This is a genomic window from Paenibacillus sp. LX16 (assembly GCF_036252815.1).
In the GTDB taxonomy this organism is placed as follows: domain Bacteria; phylum Bacillota; class Bacilli; order Paenibacillales; family Paenibacillaceae; genus Paenibacillus; species Paenibacillus polymyxa_B.
Window position 1 is genome coordinate 1,656,572 of sequence record NZ_CP141152.1, and the last position, 11,899, is coordinate 1,668,470.

Annotated in this window: 13 protein-coding genes, 1 pseudogene and 1 riboswitch; of the genes and pseudogenes, 12 read left to right on the top strand and 2 right to left on the bottom strand. The window is 45.6% G+C overall.

Going from position 1 to position 11,899, the window contains the following annotated elements; all coding sequences use genetic code 11:
- Positions 1-49: 49 nt before the first annotated feature.
- A complete protein-coding gene (locus tag T3H97_RS07580; protein ID WP_328802164.1) occupies positions 50-1,288 on the bottom strand; it encodes an NAD(P)/FAD-dependent oxidoreductase in 1,239 nt (412 codons plus the stop codon).
- Positions 1,289-1,402: 114 nt separating this feature from the next.
- On the opposite strand from T3H97_RS07580, the gene T3H97_RS07585 reads away from it, so the two are divergent.
- The 12 genes and pseudogenes from T3H97_RS07585 (at position 1,403) to T3H97_RS07640 (ending at position 10,096) form a co-directional block, all read left to right on the top strand.
- On the top strand, positions 1,403-1,639 hold the full coding sequence (locus tag T3H97_RS07585; RefSeq protein ID WP_029516489.1) for a hypothetical protein: 237 nt from the start codon (positions 1,403-1,405) through the stop codon (positions 1,637-1,639).
- A gap of 31 nt (positions 1,640-1,670) precedes the next feature.
- Positions 1,671-2,057 carry a spore coat protein gene (locus T3H97_RS07590; RefSeq protein WP_029516490.1) on the top strand — a complete coding sequence of 129 codons (387 nt, stop codon included), beginning with the start codon at positions 1,671-1,673 and terminating at the stop codon, positions 2,055-2,057.
- Positions 2,058-2,199: 142 nt separating this feature from the next.
- Complete coding sequence (locus tag T3H97_RS07595) at positions 2,200-2,700, top strand: Lrp/AsnC family transcriptional regulator (RefSeq protein WP_013370105.1); 501 nt, start codon at positions 2,200-2,202, stop codon at positions 2,698-2,700.
- Positions 2,701-2,712: 12 nt separating this feature from the next.
- A complete protein-coding gene (locus T3H97_RS07600) occupies positions 2,713-3,924 on the top strand; it encodes an aminotransferase class I/II-fold pyridoxal phosphate-dependent enzyme (RefSeq protein WP_134903974.1) in 1,212 nt (403 codons plus the stop codon).
- Between the two features lie 115 nt (positions 3,925-4,039).
- Complete coding sequence (locus T3H97_RS07605; RefSeq protein ID WP_061829138.1) at positions 4,040-4,246, top strand: aspartyl-phosphate phosphatase Spo0E family protein; 207 nt, start codon at positions 4,040-4,042, stop codon at positions 4,244-4,246.
- Positions 4,247-4,347: 101 nt separating this feature from the next.
- Complete coding sequence (locus T3H97_RS07610) at positions 4,348-4,917, top strand: hypothetical protein (RefSeq protein ID WP_328802165.1); 570 nt, start codon at positions 4,348-4,350, stop codon at positions 4,915-4,917.
- A gap of 18 nt (positions 4,918-4,935) precedes the next feature.
- Positions 4,936-5,499, top strand: coding sequence for a cob(I)yrinic acid a,c-diamide adenosyltransferase (locus tag T3H97_RS07615; RefSeq protein WP_311082193.1), 564 nt, complete (start codon positions 4,936-4,938; stop codon positions 5,497-5,499).
- A 21-nt stretch (positions 5,500-5,520) separates the two neighbouring features.
- Positions 5,521-6,474, top strand: a pseudogene (locus T3H97_RS07620) (RluA family pseudouridine synthase); the annotation flags it as partial.
- 12 nt (positions 6,475-6,486) lie between these two features.
- Positions 6,487-6,852, top strand: coding sequence for an arsenate reductase family protein (locus tag T3H97_RS07625; protein WP_328802800.1), 366 nt, complete (start codon positions 6,487-6,489; stop codon positions 6,850-6,852).
- A 72-nt stretch (positions 6,853-6,924) separates the two neighbouring features.
- Entirely contained in the window at positions 6,925-7,821 is an 897-nt protein-coding gene (locus T3H97_RS07630) for a 5'-3' exonuclease (RefSeq protein WP_013309415.1), read from the top strand.
- Positions 7,822-8,043: 222 nt separating this feature from the next.
- Positions 8,044-8,922 (top strand): ROK family protein, encoded by an 879-nt coding sequence (locus tag T3H97_RS07635; RefSeq protein WP_071640060.1) that lies wholly within the window; start codon positions 8,044-8,046, stop codon positions 8,920-8,922.
- A 166-nt stretch (positions 8,923-9,088) separates the two neighbouring features.
- Entirely contained in the window at positions 9,089-10,096 is a 1,008-nt protein-coding gene (locus T3H97_RS07640) for an HRDC domain-containing protein (protein ID WP_328802166.1), read from the top strand.
- Between the two features lie 163 nt (positions 10,097-10,259).
- Here the strand turns inward: T3H97_RS07640 and corA are convergent, their stop codons facing one another.
- The gene (gene corA / locus T3H97_RS07645) at positions 10,260-11,195 is read right to left on the bottom strand and encodes a magnesium/cobalt transporter CorA (RefSeq protein WP_023987788.1); all 936 of its coding nucleotides are present in this window, start codon (positions 11,193-11,195) and stop codon (positions 10,260-10,262) included.
- 550 nt (positions 11,196-11,745) lie between these two features.
- Positions 11,746-11,871, top strand: a riboswitch (SAM riboswitch).
- Positions 11,872-11,899 lie beyond the last annotated feature (28 nt).

The window sequence follows — 11,899 nt, forward strand, 5'->3', positions numbered from 1 at the left end:
ACCTCCAGACCCACTTATAGGGGAAGGAGGTTCTTTTTGTATGCCCTAGTTAAACCATCGGTTCCGTTGTTTCGGGCGAGGGCTTGGTAGTACGGGTCAGAGAATAAAGCTCCATTTCAGGTCGGTGTGTGCCCGTCAGTTCATCAGCCAAAAGTTGTGCGGCCATCATACTCGTGACTGCTCCATTTCCCCCGTAACCCTCTAAAAAGTAGCAGTTGGGAAAACGCGGATGTGGACCAATATACGGCAAGCCGTCATGAGAGGAGCCGAATACAGCAGCCCATGCAAAGTCGATCTGAAATGATATACCCGGAAAAAATTCCTGTAACGTTTGTAGCAGCTTTTGCTGTTGGTGCAGCAGCCTGATTTCACGTTGATTGGCGTCCAGTACAGGTTCGTCTAAACCACCAATAATAATGCGTCCTTCCGGTGTGGAGCGCATGTATAGATAAGGACGAGCAGTTTCCCAGATGAGACACTGTTCATGCCACAAGGGAGTATCTCCGATTGGATTGGTGGCGATAGCATATGAGCTTTCCAGAACGGCTCCACGGTCTGTTTTAATCTCTTGTGTTTCATAGCCCGTTGCAAAAATGATTTTTTTTGCTCGGATAATGCCACCGCTGGTATGACAAACAACTTCATTTTCGTTAAATTCAAAATGCTTGGCTTCCGTATGCTCATATAAGCATACACCGAGACGGCTGGCGGATCGCAGCATTTCTTGGGCAAACAAAAATGGATTAACCTCGGCATCTTCGTGTGTGTATAAGGCTGCTGGTTTTCGGAAAGGAAATCGGGCAGCAATCTGTTGATCATCCCAGTATTCGACAGGAAATCCAAACCGAGTTAGCTGTTTGTACTCTTCCTGAAGTGTCTGCACATCCTCCGATGTACTTGCATAGTACAGGCTACTTCGGCGTATAAAAGACGGATCAGTTTCCAGCGTGGTAGACAGTTTTTCCAACTGATCCAGAGCATCTTTGCACATACGGTAAAACAGTACACCGTTCGTTTCACCAAACGTATTGATGAAGGAGGTTAAGGTCTTATCATTGCTATATTGCAGCAGTCCGGTATTGGCCGAAGAACTTCCATGTACTAGCTTGCGTTTGTCAATAACCACGGTGTCTACCTGTCGTTCTCCCAACAGTCGGGAGCAGATCGATCCACCCATCCCGCCACCGATGATCAATACATCACAATTTAAATCCTCTGCCAAAGGCGGGAAATCCAATGTTTTCTCCAAGGTACTCGGCCAATATGTATTCCCGCTTATTAATTCCATATAAATAGCACTCCTCATAAGGTAATATGTAGTATTTCTTATGTGTACATAGTATTTCGCCAAAAGGACAAGATAACCAGCGTGCAACAAAACATTCAAGGAGGCACAGAGATTATGCAATCTACGAACATGCAACCCTTGTCAGGCAAAGAGCTGGAGTACATCGTGGACTCCATTTCCAATGAAGAACTACTACTCAAACAAAGTGCGGCGACAGCGGCTTCTATTCAGCACCCAGCCGTCCAACAAGCCTGTTTGCAACTGGCAAGAACTCATGAGCACCACTTGAATCTGCTTTCTAATGCTCTTCAACAGCATCAGCAGCTTGCCCCAATGCAACCGCAGCAGTAATTTGGATTTACAATAAAGGAGGTTTGACAGAATGTATTCACAAAACAATATGTCATTTATGCCCGAAGAAGATTTGCTCTATACCATTCTTGCTGATATGAAACGTACGGTGCGCGAGTACACAACGGCGACGACAGAATCCAATTGTCCGTCCGTGCGTCAGATGTTCACCGACCTTACGAATGATACATTGCGTCTGCAAGGTGATTTGTATCATCTGATGAGCCAAAACAATATGTACGCCACTCCAACTAAAGCACTGCGCATCGATTTGGACAAACAGATTCAAGAAGCTCGCAAGACCCAACAAGAATGCCAACAGTTCATTCAGCAAAAGTCGGCATCCGCGGGAGTATATGGTCAATCTATGCACCAGCAAGGCCAGTCTACGCATCAAAACAACCCTTATTATATGTAAACGGGATTTTCCGTTTTTGAAGCAGATTCCCATAACAGCCGTCCACCTGCCGGGTTTACCGGAGTGGACGGTTTTTCTTTGCAGGTTTAAAGTGCGTATTGTATGATGTATAGTAATCTCTTTGATGGAGGCCTTATGTAGAATGACAGAGCTGAATGAATTGAAATTAAAAGTACTGGAATTGTTAAAAGAAGATGCTAGAAGAACACCGACTCTATTGGCTACTATGCTGGGGGTTGACGAGCAGGATGTTCGCACCTCAATTAAAGAGCTCGAAGACCAACATGTGATCGTCAAATACGCCGCTGTAGTCAATTGGGACAAAGTCGATGACGAAAAGGTTACCGCTTTGATCGAAGTACAGATTACACCCGAGCGTGGAAGAGGCTTTGAAGGGATTGCAGAACGGATTTATTTGTATCCGCAAGTTAAATCGGTCTATCTCATGTCCGGAGCATACGATTTGCTGGTAGAGGTTGAAGGCCGCAATCTCCGTGAGGTCGCTAATTTTGTGTCGGAAAAACTGTCGCCTATTGATTCGGTCTTGTCTACCAAGACTAATTTTACGCTTAAAAAATACAAGCAGGACGGAATTATCTTTGAGGACCATCAGGAAGATAATCGTCTGATGATTTCGCCGTAAAGGAAGATCATGATGAATCTCAAAACAGAAACATTTACCGACAGTAACAAAGCTATGAGTTCCTATTTGTCCCCGTTGGTGCGCGAGATCCCATCTTCGGGTATTCGTAAGTTTTTTGACTTGGTGGGTGGCAACAAGGATATTATTACCCTTGGTGTAGGCGAACCGGATTTTACAACCCCTTGGCATATGCGGGAAGCCTGTGTCTATTCATTGGAGCGAGGTTTTACCAGCTACACGTCTAATGCGGGAACGCCAGAACTGCGTGAAGCGATTAGTGATTATCTGAATGAGCAATTTGAAGTCCGTTATGATCCCAAAAATGAGATTATCGTAACCGTTGGGGGAAGCGAGGCGATTGATCTTGCTTTGCGTGCGTTAATTGTACCTGGCGACGAAATTCTCGTGCCCGAGCCGTGCTACATTTCATATTCTCCAATCACTGCAATTGGAGGCGGGATTCCGGTAGGTATTGAAACATTTGCTAAGGATGAATTCAAGCTGACGGCGGAGGCGCTGGAGGCAAAAATCACACCTAAATCCAAGGTGCTGATTTTATGCTATCCGAGCAATCCGACTGGGGCTACGATGACTTATGAAGATTGGCTTCCGATTGCCGAAGTCGTGGAAAAACATGATTTGATCGTCATTTCTGATGAAATTTATGCTGAGTTGAATTATGGAGAGAAGCATGTCAGTTTTGCCGCTATGCCTGGTATGATGGATCGTACGATTCTCGTCAGTGGTTTTTCCAAAGCCTTCGCCATGACAGGCTGGCGTATTGGATATACATGCGGACATCCAGATCTGATTGCCGCTATGCTCAAAATCCATCAGTACACCGTAATGTGTGCGCCTTCTATGGGGCAAGTTGCAGCACTGGAAGGCTTGCGGAATGGTTTGGGTGAGAAGGATCGTATGGTAGAAGCCTATAATCAGCGTCGCCGTCTGATGGTTGAAGGGTTCCGGGAAATCGGCCTGGAGTGCCATGAGCCAAGAGGGGCTTTTTACGTTTTCCCTAGTATTCAAAGCACGGGACTCAGCTCAGATGAGTTTGCACAGCGTCTTTTGGCAGAGGCTAAAGTTGCGGCTGTACCGGGTAATGTGTTCGGTTTGGGAGGCGAAGGCTATCTTCGTTGCTCATACGCGACTTCTGTTGCTCAGCTGACGGAGGCACTGGATCGGATTGGTCATTTTGTAGAAAAAGTAAGAAAAGAAGGTTAAAATTATTTTTTTTATGGGTAATTCATAAAAAATAGTATTTTATTTCTAAATTTCTATGCTATAATTTGAAATCGGAAGCAGGAAGTTCAATTTTTCAATTGTAGGAGGAATGCTCATGTCATATGTTGGATATAATTCGTCTAGTTCAATAGGATACGACATTTCCCTGGAAGATGAAATTTTGTTCCTGCGCAATGAGATGATGCGGACGTTTCAGGAAGAGCAGTCCTTCACCTCCGATCTTGTTATCCAGATCAGTTGCAAGCTCGATTTGAAAATCAATGAATATATGAAGCTGTATGGTACGGAATGCAAGGTATAACCGTGTGAAGTCAGCCAAATGTAAGGAGAAGGCCGTAGGGCCTTCTTTTTTTGCGTTCACAACTTATGATATATTAATGGCATGGAAGAGGGGGCGTACATATGAGAGCAGGGCTAAAAAGGCTAGCGCCATGGATCATCGGAATGCTGGCACTTGTATTATTGGCTGGATGTGGGGGACGGGACAAGGACAGCTTCTCCATTTTTATTATGGATAAAGGGGATGCTTCAGTCATCCGTGAAGATCTGGCACAAAAGCTTAAGGATAAGCTGGGCGAACAGGCTCCGACTATTGAAATTTCAGTCAGTCCGCTGTATAACCAGCAGAAGCTGGTTGTAGAATATGCGGCCGGGGAGCATGATCTGTTTCTTTTGCCGGAAGAAGACATGAAGCTGTATGGACAGAATGGCTCGAATCTGCCGTTAGATGATGCTTTTGACAAGAAGACGTACGCTCGGGGCGTGTTCGAGGGCGGCGTATTTAAGAAGAAGGGGCAGGAGGAAGAAGGATCAGATGTAAGCAAGGAAACTCATTTGTTCGGAATTCCGGTGGAGCAGATGAAGATGTTTAAGGAGCTAAAATATAACTCCAAAACATTATTTGCTACCGTGCCGCCTCGTACAAGCAATAAGGAAGAAGCCATCAAGGTGCTGAAAGCACTTACGGAATGATAAAGGAGATAGAATAAAATGGGGATTTATACCAGAACAGGTGATGAAGGACAAACTTCTGTGATCGGCGGGCGAGTGTCCAAAGATGATGATCGTGTGGAGGCATACGGTACAATTGACGAGCTGAACAGCTTTGTAGGACAAGCGATCAGCTTTGCCGAAGGGGAAGAGTTTGCGGATATTCGGACTCAATTGGAAGAAATACAGCAGGAGCTGTTTGATTGTGGTTCGGATTTGGCGTTTGTTAAAATTAATGAAAGCAAATATAAGGTGAAAGACGAACTGGCAGAACGGCTGGAAGGCTGGATTGATGCATGTCAGGAGGAAAATCCGAAGGTGGAGCGTTTTATTATACCGGGTGGTAGCACATTATCCTCAACGCTTCATGTTTGCCGTACAGTTTGCCGACGCGCGGAACGCCGTGCTGTTACACTAGGTAAACATACAGACATCAATCCGGCGGTACGTCGGTATTTGAACCGTCTTTCTGATTATTTCTTTGCCGTTGCTCGTACAGCGAATGTCCGTCAGGGTGTGCCCGATGTCGAATATGTGCGCAGCAAAAAAGTGTTCCGCAAATAAGGAGGCAACCGGGAATTTGTGATGAGCTTGTATTATGAACCTATCGTATATACGATCCCTCCTGAGGAGGAGGGCATGCTGCTGAAGACTATTTTACAAAAACGTATGAACATTTCTCGAAAGTTAATATCCAAACTCAAGCTGACCGAGCAAGGTATTATGCTGAACGGGACCCGTGTGTACATCAGCGTAAAGGTGAAGTCCGGAGATCGAGTAGAAATTCGTATGGAGCGCGAGCGTTCTGATGATATTTTACCTGAACCCATTCCTTTTGAGATATTGTTTGAGGATGAACATCTATTAGTGGTGAACAAGGCGGCGGGCATGATTGTCCATCCGACTCACGGACATTACACAGGAACACTGGCTAATGGGGTTGTGCATTATTGGCAGGCCAAGGGAGAGCTGTTCCGGTTTCGTCCTGTTCATCGTCTTGATCAGGAGACGACGGGTGTGCTGGTAGTAGCCAAAAATCCGTATGTACACCAGCATATTTCTGAGCAGATGATTGCGGGAACGGTGGATAAGCGCTATACGGCTCTGGTGCATGGGCACCCTGAGCTGCAGGAAGGTAAGGTAGACGGACCGATTGACCGCAACCCGGATGATCCGCATTTACGTATGGTGACCCCGGATGGTTATCCTGCCCTTACGCTGTATAAGCTGGAGGAAGTGTGGAACGGGGGAAGCCGCATCGGACTAAAGTTGGAATCCGGGCGTACGCACCAAATTCGAGTGCATATGACTTATATCGGTTGTCCGTTGATCGGAGATAAAATGTACCGGATTACACCCGATGATGCTGCGCAACGTGAGCGATATGATCAGCTTGATGCCAGAATGCCTCGACAAGCCTTACATGCCTCAGAGCTGTCCATGGTGCATCCTGTAACCGGGGAGCGGCTGACATTCTATGCTCCGCTGCCTGAAGATATGGCTGAAATGCAGGAGCTTTTAAGAGAAAACCAAATGGAGGTTAATTTAGCGATGAGCCAACTGAAAGTATATCAGTATTCTAAATGCAGTACCTGTCGTAATGCAGTGAAATGGCTGCAAAACAAGGGACATGATACGGAACTTATTCCTATTTTTGAACAGCCGCCCGGCCCGGAGGAATTGGAAGACTTAATTCGCAAAAGTGGGCTGGAGCTGAAAAAGTTTTTTAATACAAGCGGTGAGGTGTACAAAGAGTTAAAGCTGAAAGATAAGCTTGGAGACATGAGCCGTGAAGAGCAAATTTCGCTTTTATCCTCGAATGGAAGATTAATCAAACGCCCGATTGTAACCGACGGTAACAAAGTAACGGTAGGATTCAAAGAGGAAACATTTGAGGGCACATGGGGAGCTCAATAACGCCCAATTTACCCCCATGATATGTTATACTGTGGGGGTTAAATATTATGATGAATGGGAGCAATACAATCTGTGACACAACGCAATGAACAATCCGTAATGCTGGTTGACGGCATGGCCCTGCTATTTCGCGCTTATTATGCAACCGCCGCAAACGGCTATATCCGTCGTACAAAAGCTGGGGTGCCAACGAACGCCATATATGGTTTTATTCGATATTTTTGGGATGCAGTCCAAACGTTTAATCCTACGCATGTCATTTGCTGCTGGGATATGGGCGGAACGACATTCCGTGGGGAACATTTTGCTGCGTATAAGGGAAACCGAGCCGACGCACCAGATGATTTGATTCCCCAATTTACATTAATTCGTGAAGTGACGGACAGCCTCGGCATTCCCAACATTGGAGCGGAAGGCTTTGAAGCCGATGATTGTATCGGTACGCTTGCACGCCATTATTCGCAAAATGAGGACATGGATGTAATGATTCTCTCGGGAGATCATGATTTACTTCAATTGGTGGATGAGCGGACACGGGTCATTATTATGAAAAAAGGGCACGGCAATTATATGGTATACACCCCGGAGACCCTGCTGACTGAAAAAGGGCTTAAGCCGCGCCAAGTGGTGGACCTTAAAGGTCTGATGGGGGATGCAAGCGATAATTATCCAGGAGTACGAGGTATTGGTGAGAAAACGGCACTCAAGCTGGTGCAGGAATACGACTCTATTGAAGGCATTCTGGAGAATTTGGATCAATTAACACCCTCGGTCCGTAAAAAAATTGAGAGTGATTTGGATATGCTGCATCTTTCACGCAAGCTTGCTGAAATTCACTGCGGTGTACCTGTAGCATGTGCTTTGGATAGCTGTCTGCTGACGCTGGATCACGTGCAAATTGTAGACAAGTTTGAGCAGCTTGAAATGAAAAGCTTGTGTACATTGATGGGTGTCGCAACCGGATCATAATGAAGCTTGTTAGGCTTGATACGGACAATTTAAGTGAAATAAGTTTATAGGGATGCTGACGCTGGGTGCGTTAGTGTCCTTATTTTTATACCGTTATGTCAACGGAGTTGTATGTCATGTGAAGGATTATATACAATTGCGACAAGGGGATTGACCTCGGGCACATTTCAGGTGAATATAGTGGATAGAGAACCGGATTATTGAAAGGGGACAACAGCAACTATGACAGTATTGGGAGCAATTGAGGCAGGCGGTACCAAATTTGTATGTGGAATTGGCAACGAACATGGGGAGGTACTGGAACGAGCAAGCTTTCCAACAACCACCCCAGCAGAAACAATGGAGAATGTCATCGCATTTTTTGAAGGCAAGGGCATTGAAGCGTTGGGCGTAGGCTCGTTCGGGCCGATTGATCCTATCGAAGGCAGTGATACATATGGCTATATTACAACAACGCCAAAGCCACATTGGGGAAATTACAATCTAATTGGCAAACTGAAAGAGCATTTTGATGTGCCTATGGGGTTTGACACGGATGTGAATGGAGCAGCACTTGGTGAGTCTATTTGGGGTGCCGCCAAAGGATTGGACAACTGTCTGTATATTACGATAGGTACAGGCATCGGGGCGGGTGCTTTGGTTGGTGGAAAGCTGATACATGGATTATCCCACCCGGAAATGGGGCATATTCTGGTACGTCGTCACCCAGAAGATACTTATGAGGGGACATGTCCTTATCACGGAGATTGTTTGGAGGGACTGGCAGCAGGTCCTGCGCTCGAAAAAAGATGGAAGGTTAAAGGACATGAGCTTTCTGTTGACCACCCAGCCTGGGAAATGGAAGCGTACTATCTGGCACAGGCTTTAATGAGCTATGTATTAATCCTGTCACCGCAAAAAATTATTATGGGCGGGGGAGTGATGAAGCAAGACCAATTGTTCCCGCTCATTCGTACCAAGCTACAAGAACTTTTGAACGGATACGTACAGCATTCGAGTCTGACAACAGATATTGAGCAATATATCGTATCTCCGGGATTGGGTGACAATGCTGGATTGTGCGGTGCTCTGGCATTGGCAAAGGAAAAGCTGAATCATTAGAATTTATGGTTGACGGCACTCCAAGGTACGGTTATTATATAGGCAACAGCATAGTACGGCTCAAAAAGGGAAGCACCTTTCTTGCGAATACGCAGGAAAGGTGCTTTTTTTTGCGTTTTTGTGTTGTGCGGGACTGTCTTTCAACGATATGAGGGAGGAAGAAATCATGGAGATTGTATTTTTAAATCGCTTGTCCAAACGGAATGAACAGGGCTATGAGGACTTTGCTCAGGTATGGATTGGGCAACATGAAGGGGGATGGAGTGCAGGCTGGAGCACACAACATGTCCCGGATGAAAGTATAGACGACCTTTGGTATGAGGGCGGCTTGTGGCAGGAATTACTGCATGTATACCGTCATGAGCTAGCGCTCAAAATGGCTGAGGGCTACAGGCCCTTAATCCATGGCGTATTTCATGAGCAAGAAGGATCATCAGGACGAGGACAAACGCTGCAAAAGCTGTATTGCTACAGTGATTTGTTTCCACGTGATGAAGTGTATGAGCAGTTGACGATGTGGAGACGGCAAAAAGCAGCAACGGAACGAAAAGCGCCTTATTTTATTGCTACGAATCGGCTGCTTCGGCTCATTAGCGTCTATCTTCCCCATACCGAAGAAGAATTGTTGGAGCTGCCTGGTATGGGTCAGGGTAAGGTGTCGCAATATGGGACGGAGCTATTGGCTATTACGACACAAAATGACCGGACCACACCATTTCCGTTGAACTGGGTAACAGAGACGCTGGAAGAAGAAGTATTTTTGTCATGGCTATACAAGCAAAAAGAGAACCAATACAGGCAGGAGCTGAATAAATTCAGCCTAACTAGAACGATTATCGAAGGTATTTCGGACGGTCTTTCATTGGAGCATATCGGGATGAAGACAGGTTTGCATCGTAGAGAGATGATTGAAGCTGTGGAGCATTTGGACAGGGATGGTATTGATATGGAGAAGCTGATCCGCAAGGAATTGGTTAATGTATCTGAGGAGGAGCAGGCAGCCATCTGGTCTGCTTATGAAGAGTTGGGGGATACGCTGCTCAAGCCCGTCATGCTGAAAGTGTATGGGGAAGAAAAGGCGGCAGAAACAGGACTGGATCAAATTTATGAACGTCTGCGTCTGATCCGTATACGGTTTCGCCATCAGCAGGTACCCGACCGACATGTTGGATAGTATGGAACTTATTGGATAAACCTAAAGTGTTAGAGTACATTCAGGGTCCAACAAACTAAAAAGCAGCAGCCAGTTCCTCACAGGACACGGCTGCTGCTTTTTATGACCAAGCTTGAACATCGAAATAAGTATCCAACTCGGTACTTTACTTACCCTCTTCTTTTTAAACCCAGTCTTTCTTGCGGAAAATACAGAACATACTGACACCTAATGCCACCATAATACCAATGACGACAAAATAGCCATAACGTGTATGAAGCTCAGGCATATTATCGAAGTTCATCCCATATATTCCGGTAATGACCGTCAATGGCATAAATACGGTCGTTATTGCCGTAAACACACGCATAATTTCATTGGCACGATTGGCGATACTGGATTGATAAGCTTCTCGAAGGTTACCCATCAAGTCGCGGTAAGTTTCAAAAGTCTCCGAAATTTTCACAGCATTTTCATAAATGTCGCTGAAATATTTTTGTAATTGATCGTCGATGAGTCGCAAATCCCGTTTGTTCAGGGTATTGATGACTTCCTTTTGTGGACCCAGCACTTTTTTCAGCCACAGAATCTCACTTCGCAAGCCGATGATTTCGTTCAAATGCGACTTTTTCGTATGCATTAGAATATCTTCTTCCAGCTTTTCAATGCGGACCTCAATCCGGTCACCAACCAGAAAATAGTTGTCAACAATCAAGTCGACCAACAGATACATAAAACGGTCAGGCTGGCTGACTTCTTGCTCCCACAGCATAGGCTTGAGGGTACGAAGCTCATTGATTTTCTGCTTGGTCACCGTAATGATAAAATGGCGGCCGAGAAAAATGTTCAACGCTCGCAAAAATATTTCTTCATCATCAAAACGAATGCTATTTACAACGATAAAATAATGGCTTTCATAAATTTCAATCTTCGGACGCTGCTCTTCTTCACTCAAACAATCTTCTACTGCAAGATCATGCATGGAAAATAAAGGTTGGAGCACTGCCAAATCATCGACATCGGCATCAATCCAATAAAAACCTTCTGCCGGTGCAGTAAGCGCCATTTCAATTTCTTCGACAGGGGTAAAAACCCCGTTGTTGACCAAACGGATTTTCATATATGTCACTCCTTATGCTCCGTCGTAACGGAAATACGTTTACCTTAAGCATAAGGAATGGACTCAGTTAGCCAGTTAGCCGGTGCGGGTAAGCGTGCACTTCCATCAAAAGCCGGAGGCTTTTGGAGCATGCAGAGCCTGGCGTCCCGTCTTTCGGCAAGCTGAAGTCATTCCTATGCTGTTGTTCAGGGATCGCCGCCTATTCGGACTCGGGTCGCCTTCCATTCCGGATTCACCTCTCAAATGTTCTTTTTTAGATTGCCACAGTATCGCAGGAAACACTCAAATCTGCACTACTGCTCCATATTTTTGCCTAATAGCACTTGTATAGTATAACGCTCGGCCTACGGCCTTTCAAGCGCAAAATCATGGGCTAAATCGACAGTAGTGGCAAGAGCTGCCGCGGTAGGAGGATATGATTTAACCTATGGAAAAGGTAGACAAAATGTGAATGCAGGGCACAAATTTACAAGTCCTATCTTGACGAAGCCCAGCCGATGCATTAAAGTGAACAACAAGAACTTTGTGAACCCAAAATGAATATAGCGAAATCTTATCAAGAGCAGGTGGAGGGACTAGCCCGATGATACCCGGCAACCGGCGATTTTAATCGCACGGTGCTAATTCTTGCAGGACGCGCGCTTTGTACAAAGAGCGTCGCCCTGACAGATGAGAGAGGCGCATATGGATACAAATATGACCTT